The 21,175-nt window shown below is 44.1% G+C and carries 16 protein-coding genes; 11 read left to right on the forward strand and 5 right to left on the reverse strand.

What is annotated here, in order from left to right; genetic code table 11:
* The 11 genes from AC1DV1_RS29620 to eutC all read left to right on the forward strand — a co-directional run.
* The coding region (locus AC1DV1_RS29620) for a vanadium-dependent haloperoxidase (protein WP_477367813.1) at window positions 1-929 on the forward strand (929 nt) is incomplete at its 5' end.
* Between the two features lie 29 nt (window positions 930-958).
* Window positions 959-1,774 carry a hypothetical protein gene (locus AC1DV1_RS29625; protein WP_477367818.1) on the forward strand — a complete coding sequence of 272 codons (816 nt, stop codon included), beginning with the start codon at window positions 959-961 and terminating at the stop codon, window positions 1,772-1,774.
* Window positions 1,775-1,870: 96 nt separating this feature from the next.
* Window positions 1,871-2,977: a hypothetical protein gene (locus AC1DV1_RS29630; protein ID WP_477367822.1), complete on the forward strand. Its 1,107-nt coding sequence runs from the start codon at window positions 1,871-1,873 to the stop codon at window positions 2,975-2,977.
* A 204-nt stretch (window positions 2,978-3,181) separates the two neighbouring features.
* On the forward strand, window positions 3,182-3,646 hold the full coding sequence (locus AC1DV1_RS29635; RefSeq protein ID WP_477367826.1) for a RidA family protein: 465 nt from the start codon (window positions 3,182-3,184) through the stop codon (window positions 3,644-3,646).
* Window positions 3,647-3,740: 94 nt separating this feature from the next.
* A complete protein-coding gene (locus AC1DV1_RS29640; RefSeq protein ID WP_477367829.1) occupies window positions 3,741-4,853 on the forward strand; it encodes a D-TA family PLP-dependent enzyme in 1,113 nt (370 codons plus the stop codon).
* Between the two features lie 11 nt (window positions 4,854-4,864).
* Entirely contained in the window at window positions 4,865-5,935 is a 1,071-nt protein-coding gene (locus tag AC1DV1_RS29645) for a dipeptidase (protein ID WP_477367832.1), read from the forward strand.
* 154 nt (window positions 5,936-6,089) lie between these two features.
* Window positions 6,090-8,687 (forward strand): MGH1-like glycoside hydrolase domain-containing protein, encoded by a 2,598-nt coding sequence (locus tag AC1DV1_RS29650; RefSeq protein WP_477367837.1) that lies wholly within the window; start codon window positions 6,090-6,092, stop codon window positions 8,685-8,687.
* 414 nt (window positions 8,688-9,101) lie between these two features.
* Window positions 9,102-10,034 (forward strand): sugar phosphate isomerase/epimerase family protein, encoded by a 933-nt coding sequence (locus AC1DV1_RS29655; protein WP_477367841.1) that lies wholly within the window; start codon window positions 9,102-9,104, stop codon window positions 10,032-10,034.
* A 411-nt stretch (window positions 10,035-10,445) separates the two neighbouring features.
* The gene (eat, locus tag AC1DV1_RS29660; protein ID WP_477367844.1) at window positions 10,446-11,792 is read left to right on the forward strand and encodes an ethanolamine permease; all 1,347 of its coding nucleotides are present in this window, start codon (window positions 10,446-10,448) and stop codon (window positions 11,790-11,792) included.
* An 88-nt stretch (window positions 11,793-11,880) separates the two neighbouring features.
* Window positions 11,881-13,260 carry an ethanolamine ammonia-lyase subunit EutB gene (locus tag AC1DV1_RS29665; RefSeq protein ID WP_477367848.1) on the forward strand — a complete coding sequence of 460 codons (1,380 nt, stop codon included), beginning with the start codon at window positions 11,881-11,883 and terminating at the stop codon, window positions 13,258-13,260.
* Between the two features lie 93 nt (window positions 13,261-13,353).
* Window positions 13,354-14,106 carry an ethanolamine ammonia-lyase subunit EutC gene (eutC, locus tag AC1DV1_RS29670; RefSeq protein ID WP_477367851.1) on the forward strand — a complete coding sequence of 251 codons (753 nt, stop codon included), beginning with the start codon at window positions 13,354-13,356 and terminating at the stop codon, window positions 14,104-14,106.
* 67 nt (window positions 14,107-14,173) lie between these two features.
* Here eutC and AC1DV1_RS29675 read toward each other — a convergent pair whose 3' ends face one another.
* The 5 genes from AC1DV1_RS29675 to AC1DV1_RS29695 all read right to left on the reverse strand — a co-directional run bounded on the left by AC1DV1_RS29675 (window position 14,174) and on the right by AC1DV1_RS29695 (window position 20,862).
* Window positions 14,174-14,698 carry a DUF4251 domain-containing protein gene (locus tag AC1DV1_RS29675; protein WP_477367854.1) on the reverse strand — a complete coding sequence of 175 codons (525 nt, stop codon included), beginning with the start codon at window positions 14,696-14,698 and terminating at the stop codon, window positions 14,174-14,176.
* A gap of 128 nt (window positions 14,699-14,826) precedes the next feature.
* Complete coding sequence (htpG, locus tag AC1DV1_RS29680; protein WP_477367857.1) at window positions 14,827-16,710, reverse strand: molecular chaperone HtpG; 1,884 nt, start codon at window positions 16,708-16,710, stop codon at window positions 14,827-14,829.
* 230 nt (window positions 16,711-16,940) lie between these two features.
* The gene (locus AC1DV1_RS29685) at window positions 16,941-17,462 is read right to left on the reverse strand and encodes an NADPH-dependent FMN reductase (protein ID WP_477367860.1); all 522 of its coding nucleotides are present in this window, start codon (window positions 17,460-17,462) and stop codon (window positions 16,941-16,943) included.
* Window positions 17,463-18,164: 702 nt separating this feature from the next.
* Entirely contained in the window at window positions 18,165-19,514 is a 1,350-nt protein-coding gene (locus tag AC1DV1_RS29690) for a sensor histidine kinase (protein WP_477367863.1), read from the reverse strand.
* On the reverse strand, window positions 19,504-20,862 hold the full coding sequence (locus tag AC1DV1_RS29695) for a sigma-54-dependent transcriptional regulator (RefSeq protein ID WP_477367866.1): 1,359 nt from the start codon (window positions 20,860-20,862) through the stop codon (window positions 19,504-19,506). Before AC1DV1_RS29695 ends, AC1DV1_RS29690 begins: the two co-directional genes overlap by 11 nt.
* Window positions 20,863-21,175: the final 313 nt, after the last annotated feature.

The following is a 21,175-nucleotide window of genomic DNA, read 5'->3' on the forward strand; positions in this document are numbered from 1 at the left end:
GTACCACGGTCGAGTTGATGAAATTATTGTTCCCTACCGAATTGGCTTATATCAACCAAAAAGCGCAGGAAGAAAAAGAATACCGCATAATGGCAGGTGCTAATACCCGTGGCGAAATCACAGCAGGCGAATCATTAGGAAAGCAGATTGCGGCCTTGTTTGCGACCCGCGCCCGTGGAGACCGTGCAGGTAAAGCAATTGGTACCCCGGCTGTTTGGGCAACTTTACAAAGCACAGCATTTGAATCAGGAAAGTTTTGGGTGAGTTTAGAAACACCTAAAAGGCCGCCAATGTTACCTTTATTTTCAAAAGTGCTCCCGTTTTTGTTTGATACATTAACTGTTGTTTCATTGCGCCCGGCCCCACCTTATTTATCTACTTCAGCCGAATTTAAGAAAGAAGTTGATGAAGTATTATCGATGAGCAAAGACCATAGCCGCGCACATGAAGAGCAAGTTGCTTTTTGGGCCGATGGGATTGCAACTTATACGCCGGCCGGCCATTGGAATGCTATTGCTGCCGATGAGTTTGTGAAACAAAATTATAGCGAAGTACGCTGGGCCCGTAACTTTGCCTTACTAAATATGGCCRAGATGGATGCAGCTATAGTTTGCTGGGATACAAAATATTTTTACTTTAACCAACGACCATCGCAGGTTGATCCGCTGATTAAAACGCTTACAGGCGTGCCAAATTTCCCGGCTTATACATCGGGGCACTCTAACTTTAGCGGCGCGGCAGCCACTGTATTAACTTATTTATTACCTGATAGGGGAACTAAGTTTACAGATTTGGCCCAGGCAGCTGCCATGTCGAGGCTGTATGGTGGTATCCACTTCCGCAGCGACTGTGAAGTTGGTTTGGTAACCGGCAAAGCAGTAGGTCAATTCGCGGTTAACAGGGGTAAGGCAGACGGAGCAGGATTATAACGAGTAGGGAGAGTTTAAGATACAATAAAATGTCGCGTTTAATTTCAGATAAAAATATATACTACACGCTCAGATTTGCATCAGCAATGTGTTTTATAGGTCATGGTGCTTTTGGCATCATCACCAAACAAATATGGTGTAACTATTTTGCAGTAGTTGGTATTGGGCACGATATGTCGTACACGTTGATGCCATATGTGGGCATGATGGATATTGTGTTTGGTTTGTCGTTATTGGTATATCCAATACGTGCGGTAGCAGGCTGGCTGGTAGTGTGGGGGATAATAACAGCCTCCATGCGTCCTTTATCGGGTGAGCCTTTTGCCGAGTTTATTGAACGCGCAGGTAATTTTGGTGCTCCCTTCGTGCTGTTACTATTGCAGGGTGGTTTTAAAATGCCGCTAAAAAAATGGTTCGGCCGGATGAATGACGACGTAAACCTTGATGCACATACCTTAAAAAATGTTTTAACTTGTTTAAGGCTGTTCGCGTTCCTGCTGCTGTTGGGCCATGGTTGGTTAAACCTTATCCAAAAGCAAGGTTTAATTAACCAATACCATGCTTTAGGTTTTAACGACCCGGGTAAAACTGCGCTAATAGTTGGCATGTTTGAAGTTTTAGCAGCTTTTTCTGTACTAATACGCCCTTTTGCGAATATTCTGCTGGTGTTTATCATCTGGAAAATAACAAGCGAACTATTTTATCCTAAATACGAAATATTTGAATGGGTTGAGCGCGGCGGCAGCTATGGGGTATTGTTATCCTTATGGTTTGCTGTTAAGCGGTCGCCTACRGGTTTTTTATCATTGCCTTTTAAAAAATCGTCCCATTTACAAACAAATTAATTAACCTAATTCCCTGTAAAAAGCAGGTTTTCGCTGGGTTTTATCACCCGGCCTTAATATTCAATTATCTAAACAATAATAAAAACTAAAAAAACTATGAAAGTAATTTTAAAATTGAGCTGTGTAGTCGTATTATTTGCGCTTTTTACCACGACAAAAGTAAACGCCCAGGGCTGTGTTGCCATCAGGAGTACAGGTGGTTTGTGCGCGATGGACGAACATCCGGATAGTGCCAGCGCTGCTGCGGGAAGCTGGTTGTTGAATAGCAATAGCCGTTATTTCAGATCGTACAAACATTTTGTTGGTACAGCCGAACAAAAACAACGTATAGCTTTAGGTACCAATGTTATTAACCATTCCTACACCAATGACATAACGCTAACCCGTATTTTTAACAACCGCTGGTCGTTTGCGGTGGATGTACCTATTGTAGACAACAGTCGTTCATCATTATATGAGCATGGCGGTAAAGAGCGCTTAAACACACACTCATTTGGTTTGGGCGATGTTAGGTTAACTGCTTATGCCTGGTTATTAAATCCGGCTAAAGCCCGTAAGGGAAATATACAGGTAGGCTTAGGCTTAAAACTGGCTACCGGCGCTTATAACTACCAGGATTATTTTTACCACCAGGGCACAACCGATGCTAAAGTACTTGGCCCGGTTGATCAATCAATTCAACTGGGTGATGGCGGTACAGGTATCACAACCGAAATTAATGCCTATTACAATTTTACACACAAATTTGGAGTATATGGTGGCTTTTATTACCTGGTAAGCCCACGCGAGCAAAATGGTGTGTCAACAGCCCGCGGTGGTACTGCAAGTGCCAAAGCTATTGCTAACGGCAGCGATATTATGAGTGTGCCAGACCAGGTTATGCTTAGGGCCGGTGCAAGTTATGGAACAGGTAAATTTGATTTTTCGGCAGGCGCACGTTATGAGTGCTTACCAGTGCATGATCTTGTAGGTGGCAGTAACGGCTTCAGAAGGCCTGGTAATATCCTTTCGGCCGAGCCTGGGGTTACATTCCGTTTAAAAACACTTTCTATTTATGCGTTTGTGCCTGTTGCACTACGCCGTGAACGTACACAAAGTGTTCCTGATAAAATTTCAACCGGTCTTACCGGAACATACACACAAGGCGATGCGGCATTTGCCGATTACGCTGTTAATATTGGAATTACGTACAGATTTAAATAAAGTTGATTCATGGTTTAAGCAAAAGCCGGGCTTGAGATCCCCGGCTTTTTTTGTTTTTATAGCAAACACTTTTACATTATGCTTCTTCTTTTTATCGTTTTTAATTCACTAGTTACCACATCGTAAGTTTTTAAAATATTTAAATATGTTTGTGCAACTTTGTCAATAGTATTTATAGATTTGAAAATACTATAGTTTTACAACATGAACACTCCCGAAGAAAATTTTGCAGCGTTGGGTTTAAACCTGCCACCTGCACCAAAGCCGCTTGGCGTTTATAAACCATGTTTAGTTGATGGAAAATACCTTTACCTTTCTGGCCACGGAACAGTACAGGATGATGGTACCCTGATTATCGGCCGTATTGGCGATACTATTAATATGGAAGATGGGAAGCTTGCTGCCCGTCAGGTTGGATTAGCTATGCTTGCCACTATAAAAGCAAACATAGGCAGTTTTGACAAAGTAAAAAGGGTAATAAAAGTATTGGGTATGGTTAACTGCACTCCCGAATTTGAAAAGCATCCCTTCATCATTAACGGAGCCAGCGAACTTTTTGCCAAAATTTGGGGCGAAGAAAATGGCATTGGTGTGCGTAGCGCGGTAGGCATGGGATCGTTACCCGATAATATTCCTGTTGAAATTGAGGCTTTGTTTGAACTGATTTGATTTTAGTATCAAGTAGTTAGTATCAAGTATCAAGACCTTAGCAAGGGGAATTCTGAAAATTCTTTAATTCGTTTAATTCCGGTTCAGACAAAATATGGATCAACATTGGTTCACGATAGATAATATTGATAAGCTGGATACTCCGGCTTTGGTTGTTTATCCCGATAGGGTACAGGCCAACATCAATTTGCTTAAAACCATGATTGATGATGTTGCACGATTGCGCCCGCATATTAAAACTTACAAAAACAAGCAGGTTACACAGCTATTGCTTGAAGCCGGGATTAACAAGTTCAAGTGCGCTACTATTGCCGAAGCGGAGTTGCTTGGTATGTGTAAAGCTCCGGATGTTTTGCTGGCTTATCAGCCTGTTGGCCCCAAGCTGGCTAGGTTTATTAAACTAATTCACGCTTACCCACAAACACGGTTTTCGTGTTTGGTTGATAACGATACGGCAGCTAAAGAGATTTCGGATGCTGCCGTGGCTGGTAAAACTACCTTTGATGTTTATCTCGACTTAAATGTTGGCATGAACCGTACAGGTATTGCGCCCGGTTTTGATGCATTGCAATTGTATATGGATTGCGCCGTATTGCCCGGGATTACGCCGGTTGGCTTGCATGCCTATGACGGCCACATTCACGATGTTGATGTGACAAAACGAAAAGAGCGCTGCGACGCCGGTTTTACACCTGTATTAAAGCTGCAACAGGATCTGAAAGCAAAAGATTATCCCGAACCGGTGATTATTGCCGGTGGCTCGCCGACCTTTACCATCCATTCAAAAAGACCTGTTGTAGAATGCAGCCCGGGTACTTTTGTTTATTGGGACAGGGGCTATAAATTGAACATACCAGAGCAGGCCTTTTTGCCGGCAGTATTGGTAGTTACACGGGTGGTATCGTTGCCCGATGCAACCAAACTTTGCCTAGATGTTGGGCATAAATCTATTTCGGCCGAAAATGAACTGGGCAAGCGAATTTACTTTTTGAATGCGCCCCAACTGGTGCCCGTTGGCCAAAGCGAAGAGCATTTGGTTGTTGATGCTGGCAAGGGCCATAGCTATAAGGTAGGCGACGTGCTTTATGGCATCCCACATCATGTATGCCCAACAGTGGCCTTATACGAACGCGTTTATACCATCGAAAATAATACACTTAGCGGCGAGTGGCTTAACCTGGCCCGCGACCGTAAAATAACCATCTGATACCCAAAAATATGTTTGTAATTGATGCCCATTTAGATCTGAGCATGAACGCGCTGGAGTGGAACCGCGACCTTACCCGCCCRCTGGCCGAATTAAACCAGCGTGAAGCAGGGCTTACAGACAAACCCGACCGTGCCAAAGCCGTTGTTACGCTACCGGAATTACGTAAAGGCAATATTGGTTTGGTGGTGGCTACACAAATTGGCCGTTACGTGGCGCCTGGCAACCCATTGCCCGGCTGGCACTCACCCGAACAGGCCTGGGCGCAAACACAAGGGCAGGTGGCCTGGTACAAAGCCATGGAAGATGCCGGCGAGATGGTGCAGGTAAACGATTTAGCATCTTTAGAAAAAAATCTTGCTTATTGGAACGATGGGGCACCCATGGCCGATAAAGCTATTGGGTATATACTGAGTTTGGAAGGCTCGGATTCTATTATAACCGTACAACACCTGGAACGCGCCTACAACTATGGACTGCGGGCTGTAGGCCCGGCACATTATGGCCCGGGCAGGTATGCGCAAGGCACAGATGCCACCGGCTACATGGGCCCCAAAGGGCATGAACTGCTCAAAGAAATGGAGCGCCTGAATATCATACTGGATGCAACGCATTTGTGCGATGATAGTTTTTGGGAGGCGCTTGATCATTTTAACGGCCACGTTTGGGCCAGCCACAACAACTGTCGTGCACTGGTGAACCACAACAGGCAGTACAGCGATGAGATGATTAAAGCGTTGGTTGATCGCGGGGCGGTAATTGGTGCTGCATTGGATGCCTGGATGATGGTGCCGGGATGGGTGAGGGGCGTATCAACCCCCAAAGGGATGAATTGCAATATGGAGGTGATGATAGATCATATCGATCATATTTGCCAAATAGCCGGTAACGCCCTGCACGTTGGCATGGGCACCGATCTTGACGGCGCCTTTGGCCGCGAACAATGCCCATACGACCTGGAAACTATAGCCGATTTGCAAAAGGTGCCAGATATGTTAAAAAAACGTGGTTATACCGATGTTGATATTGAAAACATGATGCACGGTAACTGGTTAAGGTTTTTGAGAAAGGCCTGGGGGTAAAGTTTGAATAACCATGTTTTTAAAAGTTTTTATTACTTGCTGGAATAAAAAGCCTCGGAAACATTCGCTCAAATCTTAATTCCTCTTTTTCACCCTCATGTAAAACATATCCTATAATTCTGTTAATTATTGCAAATAAGCCTACTTTGCATTAATGAATGCAGAACAAGTAAGATTAAAGGATGCAACCTGGAAAAAGTGGGGGCCTTACGTAAGCGACCGCCAATGGGGTACCGTTAGGGAAGATTATAGCGCCAATGGTGATGCCTGGAATTACATAACCCATGATATGGCCCGCAGCAAAGCTTACCGTTGGGGCGAGGAAGGCATAGCCGGCATTTGCGACCGCCAGCAAAATCTTTGTTTTGCCTTGGCCCTTTGGAATAAAAAAGATCCCATCATCAAGGAACGTTACTTCGGCCTCAGTAATCCCGAGGGAAACCACGGCGAAGATGTAAAAGAATTATACTATTACCTGGATAGCACGCCAACCCACTCGTACATGAAAACTTTGTACAAGTACCCGCAAACCGAGTTTCCCTACGCCTGGCTGGTTAACGAAAACAAGCGCCGCACCCGCAACGATCCCGAGTTTGAGCTGATGGATACCGGCATTTTTGACAAGGACGAATACTTCGATGTTTTTACAGAATATGCCAAGAACGCCCAGGATGATATCCTTATAAAAATCACCATACACAACAGGGGCGATGTGGATGCTCCCTTAAATGTAATGCCTACGCTGTGGTTCCGTAATACCTGGAGTTGGGGCTATGATCCTTACAAACCAGCCCTTACCGCTAATGGTAATGGCGTAACAGGCATTTTTCATAAAGATCTTGGCCAGCTTTGGCTGCATGCCGAGGGAAACCCGCAAGTTTTGTTTTGCGATAACGAAACAAATGGCAGCAAACTGTACAATTATGATGATGGGCTTAAATACCATAAAGATGGCATCAATGACTACATTGTTCACGGCGCCGATACGCTAAATCCTAAAAATACCGGCACTAAAGCTGCTGTCAATTATGATATCACTATACGCGCTAAACAAAGTATTAGCTTTAGGTTAAGGTTATCGCCCGATGCCAATTATGGCTTCGAGGATTTTGACCACATATTTGATGTTCGTTTAACGGAGGCTAACGAGTTTTACAATGATACCTATAGTAATAAAGATGATGCCGATAGGTGCATGATACAACGCCAGGCTTTTGCCGGAATGCTGTGGAACAAGCAGTTTTATTATTCAGATATCCGCCAGTGGCGGCATGGCGATCCGTCGCAGCCAAAGCCGCCCGCGCAACGGAAAACAGCACGCAACAGTAAATGGAAGCACCTGAACACTAAGGATGTTATTTCGATGCCCGATAAGTGGGAATACCCTTGGTTTGCCGCTTGGGATCTTGCTTTTCACTGCCTGCCGCTGGCAACGGTTGATATGGCCTTCGCCAAAAATCAACTCATATTGCTTACCCGCGACTGGTACATGCACCCCAACGGGCAGCTACCTGCCTATGAGTGGGATTTTGGCGATGTAAACCCTCCTGTACACGCTATGGCGGTTTGGAATATTTACAAAACCGATAAAATAACTAACGCAGGCAAAGGCGACACCTATTTCCTGGAACGGGTTTTTCACAAACTGATGCTCAATTTTACCTGGTGGGTAAACCGCAAGGATGCCTTGGGTAACAATATTTTTGAAGGCGGTTTCCTGGGGATGGATAACATTGGCGTGTTTGACAGGAACACCAAATTACCATCTGGCCAGCATTTGGAACAAGCTGATGGCACCAGTTGGATGGCCATGTATTCATTAAATCTGCTGCGGATTGCTACCGAGCTTGCCGAAACAGATAAGGCTTATGAAGACATCGCTTCTAAGTTTTTTGAGCACTTTATTTATATAGTTGGAGCGATGTCAAACCTCGGTGAGAACAACCAGGGTTTGTGGGACGAGGATGACGGTTTCTTTTATGACCAGCTCCGGTTTCCTGATGATGGTTCTGTAAAAATGAAGGTACGCAGTATTGTAGGCCTGATCCCGTTATTTGCCACCGAAGTTTTAGATGAAAGAGATATCGTAGATAGTCCCATTTTTACCGAACGCATGAAATGGTTTGCCGAAAAGCGACCAGACCTGGCATCCCTTGTATCTCGCTGGAATGAGCGGAGCAGTACGGGGCGACACCTGATTAGCCTGCTACGCGGCTACCGTATGAAATCCATCCTGAAATATATGCTGGATGAAAAAGAATTTCTGAGCGATTACGGGATTCGTTCGCTGTCAAAATATCATAAAGACCATCCCTACAACATTGAGGTTAACGGGATGCAATTTGGTATTGGATATGTCCCCGGTGAAAGCGATAGTGGGCTGTTTGGCGGCAATAGCAATTGGCGCGGCCCTATCTGGATGCCGATAAACTACCTGATCATCGATAGCCTGCATCGTTTTCATCATTATTATGGCGACGATTTTAAAGTGGAATGCCCCACCGGTTCTGGTATTTTTATGAATTTAGGGGAAGTTGCGGGCGAGCTTTATAACAGGGTATCACGATTGTTCTTGAGGGACGAAAAGGGTAACCGGGCAATATTTGGCGATAATCAAAAGATGCAGACCGACCCTGATTTTAAAGATTACATCCTGTTTTACGAATATTTTGATGGTGATACCGGGCGGGGTATCGGCGCATCACACCAAACCGGGTGGACGGGGTTGATAGCTAATTGTTTGCATAAATAGGCGCCATGACAGCGCTTTACGAGCGCTAAAATCAAATGTAAATGCCGCATAAAAGCATTTAACTGGGTTAACATAACTTAACACATTTTGAATGAAATATGATATAAATATTTGGTAGTCAATTATTTGTATTTTATTCATGGTTAACATGAAATTCACGTTTTGGGCAAATTAAACGCAGCGCCATTTGTGTGCCTGTTGGCCAAAAAATAGTTGCGGTGGTTTGGGTTTTTTAACCAGGCTCAGGCAGTAAAAAGCAAGGTGTCATTTGATGCTTTTTTGTCCCCGACATCATAAGCTTTTCTCTACCGTGGATGATTAGATGAGTTAATGTGTAAAAAAGACACAATAAACTTTAATTTGCTGATAATTATTATTTAGATTTACTGTACCACTTAAAACTAAATTATCAGCATGAATTACAACAGGAGAAAATTTATCCAAAGCACCGGGGCTTTGGTGCTTGGCGGYATGGCCTTATCTGGCAGGGCTGCTTCCTTATTAAGCAATATGGCTGCTCCGCATGCCATTGGTTTGCAGCTATTCACTTTTTTTGGTGTTATTGACGAAGATGTAAAAGGCACGCTTACGAAAATTGCAGCCCTTGGCTTCAAAGACATGGAATCGGCCTTTAGCAAAAAAGGAGGCTACTATGGTATGACACCCAAAGAGTTTAAAGCCATGGTAAATGACCTGGGCATGAACTGGACATCGCACCACGTGTTAGGCGCACCATTTAAACTCCCGCCGGGAACAAAATTGCCAAACGGCGCAGATGGCAAACCGATGGTTATACCGCCAATGAAAAACCTGCGCGATAATATGCAGGAGCTGGTTGATGATGCAGCAGCAGGTGGTATTAAATACCTGGTTTGCGCTAATTCGCCAACAGCAACGCTCGAAGAAATTAAATCGACCATAGAAGTATTGAACAAAACGGGGGAGGCTGCCAAAAAGGTAGGTATCCAATTTGCCTATCATAATCATGATATGGAATTTCATGCCGTTGACGGCAAAGTTCCTTATGATCTTTTGTTGAGCGAGACAGATCCACAGAATGTAAAGATGGAGCTTGACCTGGCCTGGGCCGTTAAAGGCGGCAAAGACCCTGTAGCAATGTTTAAACAACATCCCGGCCGTTTTCCGCTGTGGCACGTAAAAGATCTGGATGCCGAGCGTAAAACTATTTTACCGGTGGGCAGTGGCACTATCGACTTTAAGCCAATCTTCGCAGCTGCAAAATCAGCCGGCATGAAACATTTCTTTGTTGAACACGATGGCCCGAAAGATCCGTTGGCCAGCATTACCAGCAGTATAGGTTATTTGAAAAATACGCTGAAGGTTTAGCCCCACCTAAATCCTCCCCTGAAGGGGAGGACTTAAAGAAAGCTACTCAAAAGTCTCCCCCTTCAGGGGCTACTGTGTGTACATATCTTTTGGAAACTTATCAATAAATAGAAAAATGTCATTTTAAACGAACTGGGGTGGGCTTTAAGCGTTGGCGTGAGGAGAAATCCTATACGTCATGCTTGCTAACTTGCGCGGTGCGATGCAAATCGTATAAGGTTTCTCTTTCGCTCTCCCGCACAACCCCACGCATGCTCTATCGAAATGACAATTTTCTTTACTTAGAGAGATGTGTACACACAGCAGCTTTCAGGGGGAGATTTAGAGGGGGCTGCGTTAACAATTCCATAACATACGTCAATTTTGATATTCGGCCCGCAATAAGTATCTTAAGGCGGCAAATCAAAACGTATGGCAACACCCCCGGCAGAGCAACTGAAGAGAGTTTTAAAACCAGTCCATTTATGGGCGATAGCTGTAGGGTTGGTTATCTCTGGTGAATACTTCGGCTGGAATTTTGGGTGGGATGTTGCCGGTACAATCGGGATGCTTATAGCCACAGTGGTTATAACGGTGATGTATATCACGTTCATTTTCAGTTACACAGAACTTACCACGGCAATTCCGCATGCAGGCGGGGCCTTTGCTTACGGTTACCGGGCGATGGGCCCATTTGGCGGCCTGATAGCTGGTTATGCCACGCTTATTGATTTTCTTTTTGCATCGCCCGCAATAGCTATTTCGTTAGGGAGTTACCTTCACTTTTTATACCCGGAAATTCCAGTTATGCACTCGGCCCTGGTATTTAATGCGGCATTCCTGTTGCTTAATGGTTTCGGTGTAAAAGAATCTGCTGCATTTTCGGTGTTCATTACCATTTTGGCGGTTGCCGAATTGGTTTTGTATTTAGGTATAGTTTCGCCTCATTTTAAAATGAGTAACTACATGAGCAATCCAATGCCTTTTGGCTGGGCAGGTGTGTTTGCTGCCCTTCCGTTCGCCATATGGTTTTACCTTGCTATTGAAGGCGTAGCCATGGTTGCCGAAGAAGTGAAAGACCCCAAAAAAGATATACCCAAAGGTTATATCAGTGCACTGGCTACACTGGTAGCATTGGCATTAGGCGTAATGATTGTTACCGGCGGGATAACCGATTGGCGCAAACTAAGTACTTTAGATTACCCCTTACCCGAAGCAATAGGTATTGTGCTGGGTAAGGCAAGCGGCTTAACCAAAATATTTGCCAGCATCGGCTTATTTGGGCTGATAGCATCGCTTCATGGCACCATTCTGGCATCGTCAAGGCAAGTATTTGCAATGGCCAGGAGCGGTTATCTACCAAAAGGATTAGATAACCTAAACCACCGGTTTAAAACCCCGCATTGGGCGCTGGTTGTGGCCGGTGCTGTTAGCTTTATAGCCATTTATATTGGTACCCATACCAAAAATGGCACCTCACAAATTTTGGTTCTGTCGGTTTTAGGGGCTGTTGTCATGTACATTATGTGTATGGTGAGTTTGTTCATCCTACGGAAAAAGGAGCCGAAGCTTCCACGGCCATTTAAGGCGCCCGTGTACCCTTGGTTTCCGGGTATAGCGCTGCTTATAACAATAATAAGTTTATTTGCCATTATGTGGTTTAACTTTACGGTGAGCATTATATTTTTTGCAGGCCTGCTCCTGATCAGTATTATATTTATCCTTATGGGTAAACATAAAGTAGCTCTTACAGACGAAATGATGGCAACGCCTGATTAGGTCATTAAGTCATTGGGTCATTTTTTATACAATGACTAATGACGCATAGCAAATGACCCAATGACCAATGACGCGAAGCAAATGACCAATGACTAAATACCGCCACACCATACGACATAAAGTTTACAAGTTTCATGACCTGAAAACTTTGCTGGGCAAGGCATCGCCCTACCGGTCGGGCGATGAGCTGGCAGGCGTATGCGCCGGTAGTTATGAAGAACGGGTTGCCGCGCAAATAACCCTGGCCGATGTGCCACTCAAAACATTTTTAAATGAGGTTGTTGTCCCTTACGAAGATGATGAAGTAACCCGTTTAATTGTTGATAGTCATGATGTTAAATCATTTAATCAAATAAGCCATTTAACTGTTGGCGAATTACGCGATTGGTTGTTAAGTGATGAAACAGATACCCAAACCCTAACTGATATTGCCGATGGGCTGACGCCCGAAATGGTTGCAGCGGTATCTAAACTAATGCGTAACCAGGATTTGATAGCGGTGGCAAAAAAATGCAGGGTGGTAACCAGGTTTCGTAATACAATTGGGTTAAGCGGGCATTTTAGCACGCGTTTACAGCCAAACCATCCGACAGACGATCCGAGAGGGGTAGCGGCCAGCATTATTGATGGCCTGCTACATGGCAGCGGCGATGCTACCATCGGGATAAATCCTGCTACTGATAGCCCCGCCGCGGTAAGTAGTTTATTAAGGCTTATGGACAATGTTAGGCAACAGTTTAATATCCCCACGCAAACCTGCGTATTAAGCCATATTACTACCACTTTGCAACTGATTAACGAAGGTGCGCCAGTGGATCTTTGCTTTCAATCAATAGCCGGTACCGAAAAAGCCAATCAGAGTTTTGGCATCAGCCTTAATTTAATTGAAGAGGCTTACCAGGCAACGCTATCACTTAAACGTGGCACGGTGGGCAATAATGTGATGTATTTTGAAACGGGACAGGGGAGCGCACTATCTGCCAATGCCAATTTTGGCGTCGACCAGCAAACCTGCGAGGTAAGGGCATATGCTGTGGCACGAAAGTTTAAACCCCTGTTGGTGAACACTGTTGTTGGCTTTATCGGGCCTGAATATTTATATGATGGCAAGCAAATAATTCGCGCGGCATTAGAAGATCATTTTTGCGGTAAGCTGCTTGGTTTGCCCATGGGCTGCGATGTTTGCTACACCAACCATGCCGAGGCAGACCAGGATGACATGGATAACCTGCTAACCCTGCTGGGCGTGGCTGGTTGTAACTTTGTAATGGGTATTCCGGGTGCCGATGATATCATGCTTAATTACCAATCCACCTCATTTCATGACGCCCTATATTTGCGCAAAGTACTTGGCTTAAAACCAGCGCCCGAATTTGAACAATGGTTGATAAAGCAAGGAATTATCGATATTAAAGGGAATATGGTGCCTATCGACTCCGGGCATGGGTTGTTAGGAGCGATGGTTTAGTAAGAGGTAAAAGGATAAAGGTGAAAGGCGAAAGGAAAAAAGGGCCGGGTAAAGGATAATCGAAAAACCAGCCTTTTTCTCGTATATAGAAATATGAAAAGAAACATTCCCCACGAAATAGAGCCTTTGAAGGCCTTGCAGGAGTTTACTACTGCCCGCATAGCAATTGGCCGTGTGGGTACAAGTATCCCGCTGAAACAATCGCTTGATTTTAAACTGGCCCATGCCCACGCCCGCGACGCGGTTTATTCCGAATTGAATATCAGTCACTTAACAGATGTATTTAAACAGTTTAATTTGCCCATTCTGCAGCTGCACAGCCGTGTAACCCACCGCCGGCAATACCTGCAACGCCCTGATTTTGGCCGTAAACTAAATGAAGCTTCGTTAAGCCAATTGGAAGATTATTTTATTCAAACCGATATCGCCATCATTATAGCCGATGGGCTTTCGGCAACAGCCGTAAATGAAAATACATTTGGATTGCTAAAAGAGCTTATCCCGCTGTTATCGGCCGCTGGTTTTAAGTTTGCTCCAATAAGCCTGGTTGAACAGGGCAGGGTAGCTATAGGCGATGATATTGGCTATAACCTTAAAGCGCAGCTATCTCTTGTGCTCATTGGCGAAAGGCCTGGATTAAGTTCGGCAGATAGCGTAGGAGCATACCTAACTTACGCCCCTAAACCCGGGCTGACAGACGAATCCCGAAATTGCGTTTCCAATATCCGCCCCAAAGGTCTTACCTATAAAAAGGCGGCCAAAAAAATCTTCTACCTCATTAGCGAAGCTTTTAAACGCAAGTTATCGGGTGTAGACTTAAAGGACAATGCAGGGTTATTAAGCTGAAAGCCCAAAGCCGAGGGCTTAAAGCAGAAAGCATCCCCATTAAAAGCTTTTAGCCTTCAGCTTTGAGCTACTTTTTCGCTGGCCTTTTTTCAATTGTGCCGTTAAAGGAAATAGGATCACGGTTGGTGCTGATAACCTGTAATGAAGCATATCCGTCAGAGCTAATAGTTAAGTACATGGATTGCACATCCCTTGAATCACTGACATTTTTTACCGTTGGTTTGATGGTGATATTCCAGCCATCCTTTTTGCCGGGTTTAGCTATATAAGTAAACTTGGTGGTAGTAAATTTAATTCCTCCTTCAGACGATCCGTATGTCGGCGCAACAGTGGCCACGCCAAAGTAGGGTAGGTAGGCGATGATAGTATCCTTGGTAACTGTAAGGTCATAGCTTGAAGTGAGCGCCCTGCTGTTTAAGCGTGTTGGGTTTACATAGTTGGCGTTAAATACAAAGTTTTGGGCTTCAACAATGGCCTTTATTTCGGCAACGTGGGCCGCTTTTTTTTCTTTACGGGTAGTTTGAGCGTTAACAATAGCTGTGCCCATCAATACCATCGCTATCAATAACGAAAATCTCTTTAATAGTTTCATATCCAAATGATTTAATATTTATGACAAGGATGCAGTTGTAAGGTTTATTCCATATCAAATTTAAATAATATTTAAATAAAAAAGCCACCTGTTTTTGCAGGCGGCTTTTATTATATCGGCAATAATTGTTATATCAAGTTAACACTCCGGTTTACAAATTCAGTAAGTTCGGCGCCGGTTAATAATCCCTGCGAAAGCAGGGCCAGGTCAAATGCCTGTTTTGATAACTGGGCTTGTACTGTTTCATCCTCTTCCTGTAAAATGCGGGTTATCAACTTGTGGTTTCCGTTAACAATTACTTTGTAATTATCGGGCATATTACCATAAAAGCCCATGCCACCACCCATCGCTGCCATATCTTTCATGCGGCGCATAAACTCATCCATGGTTACAGTTACCGGTAATTCATCCGGGTTAAGGCTCTCTAATTGAACACTATACGCCGGTTTGTTAATCGCTTTGTTGAAGATGTCTTTAACCTTTGTTGATTGCTCATCGGTTAATACCGATTCAGGCGCTTCGTCTTTTTTAATCAGCTTATCAGCCACATCAGCATCAACGCGTTTCAACGAAGTTTTCTCCAGTTTTTGCTCCAACTGGCTAATGAAGTGATTATCAATAGGCGAGTTCATCACCAATACATCGTAACCTTTTTTGTTGGCCGATTGGATAAATGAATCCTGTTTAGCCGGATCGTTGGTGTAAATATAAACCAGCTGCCCGTCTTTATCGGTTTGGATGGCTTCAACTTTTTCTTTGTATTCCGGTAAAGTAAAGTTTTCTTTTTTGGTGTTGCTAACCAAAACAAAATCTTTGGCTTTATCATAAAACTTATCTTCGCTCACCATACCGTATTTAACAAACAGGCCAATGTCGGTCCATTTTTCTTCATAAGCTTTGCGGTCGGCTTTAAATAGTTCTGACAATTTATCAGCTACCTTTTTGGTGATATAGCTGTTTATTTTTTTAACGTTGCTATCGGCCTGTAAAAAGCTGCGAGAAACGTTCAAAGGAATATCAGGCGAATCAATTACACCATGTAATAGCATCAAAAACTCAGGGACAATATCCTTCACTTCATCGGTAATAAATACCTGGCGGCTGAATAACTTGATCTTGTTTTTCGAGATCTCAAAGTCATTTTTCAGCTTAGGGAAGTACAATACACCTGTAAGATTGAAAGGATAATCAACATTCAGGTGGATCCAGAATAGTGGGTCTTCGCTGAAAGGGTAAAGCTGTTTGTAGAAGTCAAGATAATCCTGGTCTTTTAATTCAGATGGTGCTTTTGTCCAGATAGGGTTGGTATCGTTAATGATATTATCTTCCTGAACGTCAATGTATTTAGGTTTGCCTTCTTCGTCAACGCCATCCTCAACAGATTCGGTTTTGGTGCCGAATTTAATAGGCACAGGTAAAAATTTACAGTATTTGTCAAGGATTTCCTGCAATTTATATTTGCTCAAAAACTCTTCCGATTCGCTGTTGATGTACAAGGTAATTTCGGTACCACGCTCGGCCAAAATACCTTCGCCAATTTCAAATTCGGTACTGCCATCGCAAACCCAATAAGCTGGTTCGGCGCCTTCCTGGTAGCTAAGTGTTTGTATTTCAACCTTGTCGGCAACCATGAAGGCCGAGTAAAAGCCTAAACCAAAGCGACCGATGATTTCGTTGGCATCTTTAGCTTCCTTGAATTTTTCCATAAACTCAGTAGCGCCCGAAAATGCGATCTGGTTAATGTATTTTTTTATTTCTTCGGCGGTCATACCCAGACCATTGTCGGATATGGTGATGGTCTTCTTAACCTCGTCAAATGCAACTTCAACGCGCAGATCGCCAAGTTCGCCGTTATATTGGCCTAAAGAAGCCAGGCGTTTTATTTTTTGGGTAGCATCTACAGCGTTAGATACCAGCTCGCGCAAAAATATCTCATTATCAGAGTAAAGAAATTTCTTAATTATCGGAAAAATGTTTTCGGTGTGGATTGAAATGCTGCCTTTTTCTTGCATAATATTGATATATAAATGGATTAATATTAATTTCTACCTGCAACCATCAATGCATGTTCCAAAGCAGGCGAAGTTGTCAAATTGGCAGACTAATAATTTGAACGGATGTAAACCGGCTTCCAGCAATCCAGGTGCGATGCAACAGGTACCGGCTACAATRCCAATAACGGTATTTAAGGTCATTAACCGGAGCGGCGATAAAGCCGGTAAGACCAAATAAACGACGAATTTTAAATATTGCTCAAAAACGTTTTCAAAACCACGTTCAATGAATTCAAAGTATCGTGATCTGTAACATTGCCCTCCCCATCCATCTTCGACCTGATAAATGATATATTCAGCTTTGCGCCATCGGCAACCTGCGCGTTTAGTGCGCCCAGGATCAATAGCATGGCGGCATGGGCTGCTTCGCCGCCTAAGGATGCGGTGATGAGGGCGACCGGCTTTTCGGAGAATGAACCATTGGATACCGTCCAGTCCAACATGTTTTTTAACTGGCCGGGTACGCCGAATGCATATTCGGGTGTGCAGATGATAACACCATCGACCTGTTTTAACAGTTCCCTTAATTCAAAAACGGGTTCGGGCGGGTAATCATCATCGTTGCCGGGGTCAAATGGGGGGATGAGTGCCAAATCGTTGTAAATACTGTAATCAACATCCGCAGGTACCAGGGCACCTAAGTGTTTCAGGATATTATGATTTGTTGAACCGGCCCTGAGGCTGCCGGGAATGGCCAGGATGTGTTTCATGGTAAATAGTTATTTGTTCGAGCCTAACCAAACTTACGAAGTTTTTAAAACTTCGTAAGTTTCCATCGTAATCAGGTTCAATTCTTTTTATGTTTTCGGAGGGCCGAACAAACAATGAGATAAAATTCAAGCTAAAATGGTTTAGCAAATGACTTCGGGCTTTAAATGGTAATAAATACCTATATTAATCTACAATCCCTGACTGCTAAACCGATAATCGACGACATGTCGGGAAGATGCCTGTGAGGACACAGGCATCGGGAAAAAACGTTTTTTTTCCAGTCATGCTGAGTGGTAAAATTTCGCGAAATTCTGAAGTGAGAATGACATAGTTAAAAGGGCTGTCATGGTGAGCTTGTCGAACCATAGCGGGCAAAGGCCTCTCCGCGCGGCCCTTCGACAGGCTCAGGGGGATGGGCCCGGGCACCTCGAAAAGAAAACATGTCATGGGAGGCCCCGTCGAAGCATAGCGGGCAAAGGCCTCTCCGCGCGGCCCTTCGACAGGCTCAGGGGGATAGGCCTACGCATCTCGAAAATTCAACATGTCGTCGGTAGTAACGAAGCATCTACCAGCGAACTTTTCCGGCGGTTATGCATTAGCGACGAATAGATTCTTCGTACCTCAGGATGACAGCTTTTTTGTTTTTTGATAATCAATCCTGCAATTCAAAAGTTCCCCCTTCAGGGGGTTAGGGGGCTGCCCTACGGTACAAACTGCAATATAAATGATGATCCTTTCCCCTCGGTAGATAATACCTGGATGTTGCCTTTGTGTAGCAGCATGATCTGTTTACATAAACTAAGCCCTATACCGCTGCCGGTTTTTTTGGTGCTGAAGAAGGGGATGAAAATTTTATCCAGCAGCTCGTGCGGCATACCCATGCCGTTATCGGTTATTTTAACCAGGGTTTTACTGTTGTTTTGGGCCTCGGCAGATAAGGTGATTCGCGGCTCATCGCGGTCTTTAACGGCTTCAATGGCATTCACCAGCAGGTTTATCATTACCTGCTCTATCAGGTTTATATCGGCCTCAATGGCCAGGGCGGGGTCGCGTAGGATAATTTCCAGTTCAATGTTCTTTTTAGATAGCGTTGGCTTCATCAGGCTGTTTAGGTTCTCGAACAGGTTGCGCACCAGTATCCTGTCGCGTTCCAGCTTGGTTATCTTGTTCAGGCTGCGGTAACTTTCGGTAAACTTCAGTAATCCATCGCTGCGTCGTTTAATGGTATCTATGCCCAGCTCCAGGTCTTCCAGCTCCGAGGCTTCCATGGTGTCGGTAATTTCGGGGCTTTGTAAACGGTTTTTCAAGGTATCTGCCAATGACGAAATTGGGGCAACCGAGTTCATAATCTCATGCGTCATCACGTTCAGCAATTTCGACCATGCTTTTGATTCCGTTTCGTCCAGCGCTTCGCTCACGTTTTGAAATGCCAGCAGCTTGTACAGCTTGTCGTCGCTGCGCATCATACTTGATGTTATTAAAATTTTTACCATCTGCTGGTTGCGGGTAACGCTGATGATATTGCTTTCGCCGGGTTTTAGTTTAAGTAACTCGTTGTAAAGCTCCGGTTCCCGTTTTTCTAACGACTGGATGGTTTTGAGGTAGGGGATGCTGAGGAGTTTTTTAAAGGCCTCATTTATCCAGCTGATGGTGCCGGTTTCTTCCTCGTACGATAGGATGCCCGTATCTACCAGCTCCAATATCTTTTGCAGGTAATGGTATTGCGTTTCGCGTTCGCGGCTGATAAGCTTAAATGTTGTATTAATATCATTAAAGCCTTTACGCAGCGGCTTTAATTCGTTTGGTGCTTTGCGTACATCAAAATGGCGCGAGAAATCGCGGTAGTGAATAGATTCAACAAACTGGTTTACCTCATCCTGCGCCTTTTTTTGAAAGCGTATCATCTCAATCACCGCGTAAATTACCAGGGGTATAAATATCACCAGGTATAGGGGCTGGCCTTTAACCGTTACATAAGCGGCGGCTGTAAGTGCCAGGAACAATAAAAAAACGCGCAGCAACAGCCGCCATTCGTAACGGTTAAATATCATATTTGCTTAATCTGCGGTACAGGGCAGTACGGGTTAGTCCCAATTCTTTGGCAGCACGGGTAATGTTGCCGTTATGTTTTTCAATTACTTTTAAAATAGCATTCTTCTCAAGTGTGCTCAACTGAATGTTATCGTCATTAATATTATTATCTGTCGATGTTTCCAGTATCGAAAAGATAAGGTCATCGGGTCTCAATGTACTATCATCGGCCATAATAACTGCGCGCTCAATGGTATATTGCAGTTCGCGAACGTTACCCGGGTAGTTGTATGATTTTAATTTTGTTAAAGCCGGCGCGTCAAAATCCATGGCAGGCTTCAGGTATTTGCTGGCATATAGTTTGGCAAAATGTTTGGCCAAAATCACAATGTCCTCGCTGCGGCGGCGCAAGGGTGGCATATTAATCTCTACGGTGTTTATCCGGTAAATTAAATCCTTCCTGAAACGGTTTTCATTTGCCAGTTCGCTCATGGGTACGTTGGTAGCGCATATCAGCCTGATATCAATATCCACTGCCTTATTGGTACCTAAGCGGGTAACCTGCCGGTTTTGCAGTATAGTGAGCAATTTGGCCTGCTGCTGTAAACTGATGTTGCCAATCTCGTCTAAAAACAGGGTGCCACCCTGGGCATCTTCAAAACGGCCGGCGCGGTCTTCGCGTGCATCAGTAAAAGCGCCTTTTTTGTGGCCAAACAATTCGCTTTCAAACAAAGTATCGGTAAGCGCACCTACATCTACCTTAACAAAAGGTTTATCGGCACGTAAACTGCGTTCATGAATGGCCTTGGCCATCAAATCTTTACCTGTGCCGTTTTCGCCCAATAGCAAAATATTGGCATCGGTAGGGGCTATTTTATTTACTTTATAAAAAATATCCTGCATCACTTCCGATTCGCCCAAAATCGATGTATCCCCCGCCGTATTTTTGGCAGGCGCTTTGGTGGCTTTGGCGCCACCCTCCTTTTTATCCAGTAACTCTTTTATGGTGCCTATCAGCTTTTCGTTATGCCATGGTTTTACCACAAAGTCGTCGGCGCCTTCTTTTAAGGAGCGTACGGCCAGGTCAATATCACCATAGGCTGTAATCATTATTACGCAAACATTGGGTTTCCAGTCTTTTACTTTACGCAGCCAGTACAAACCCTCGTTGCCGGTGTTAATGGCGCTATTAAAGTTCATATCAAGCAAAACCAGGTCAACCTCGTTGCGTTGCAGCAGCCAGTTCAGGTTTTCGGGATTCTTCTCGGTTATCACCTCGCCGGCCTGGGTTTTTAACAACAGCTTTACGGCCGTTAGCACATCCGGGTCGTCGTCAACAATAAGAATAGTAGCTTTTTTTAGTATCATTTTTTGGGTAGTATCAAGTAGTAAGTATCAAGTATCAAGATTTTTGATTCGTGTTGCTTGTTGGTTCTGTTAATGATGCTGTCATAGTAGACGCATGATCTTTGGTTTTCGTTACTCAAGTTTAAATTTATTATAGCAATCTGCAAGGTGGCGATGGGTTTTAAACTCATCGCTACAATGGTGGTTACCTACTGCGGTAAGTTATACTACGAATCATGATCTTTCACAACCATGCACTAACAATAACCCCATTTGCCATAAACCGTCGACGATTAACCATGAATTAATGAAAACTTTCTGCAAATTAATAATT

The sequence above is a fragment of the Mucilaginibacter sp. P4_D1 genome, assembly GCF_056401935.1.

Bases quoted from the DNA above. Each gene is read 5' to 3' on its own strand.
- AC1DV1_RS29650 (WP_477367837.1), top strand. From the start codon at position 6,090: ATGAATGCAGAACAAGTAAGATTAAAGGATGCAACCTGGAAAAAGTGG.
- AC1DV1_RS29695 (WP_477367866.1), bottom strand. From the start codon at position 20,862: ATGATACTAAAAAAAGCTACTATTCTTATTGTTGACGACGACCCGGAT.
- AC1DV1_RS29685 (WP_477367860.1), bottom strand. From the start codon at position 17,462: ATGAAACACATCCTGGCCATTCCCGGCAGCCTCAGGGCCGGTTCAACA.
- AC1DV1_RS29665 (WP_477367848.1), top strand. From the start codon at position 11,881: ATGACTAAATACCGCCACACCATACGACATAAAGTTTACAAGTTTCAT.
- htpG (WP_477367857.1), bottom strand. From the start codon at position 16,710: ATGCAAGAAAAAGGCAGCATTTCAATCCACACCGAAAACATTTTTCCG.
- AC1DV1_RS29690 (WP_477367863.1), bottom strand. From the start codon at position 19,514: ATGATATTTAACCGTTACGAATGGCGGCTGTTGCTGCGCGTTTTTTTA.
- AC1DV1_RS29640 (WP_477367829.1), top strand. From the start codon at position 3,741: ATGGATCAACATTGGTTCACGATAGATAATATTGATAAGCTGGATACT.
- AC1DV1_RS29630 (WP_477367822.1), top strand. From the start codon at position 1,871: ATGAAAGTAATTTTAAAATTGAGCTGTGTAGTCGTATTATTTGCGCTT.
- AC1DV1_RS29635 (WP_477367826.1), top strand. From the start codon at position 3,182: ATGAACACTCCCGAAGAAAATTTTGCAGCGTTGGGTTTAAACCTGCCA.
- eutC (WP_477367851.1), top strand. From the start codon at position 13,354: ATGAAAAGAAACATTCCCCACGAAATAGAGCCTTTGAAGGCCTTGCAG.
- AC1DV1_RS29675 (WP_477367854.1), bottom strand. From the start codon at position 14,698: ATGAAACTATTAAAGAGATTTTCGTTATTGATAGCGATGGTATTGATG.
- eat (WP_477367844.1), top strand. From the start codon at position 10,446: ATGGCAACACCCCCGGCAGAGCAACTGAAGAGAGTTTTAAAACCAGTC.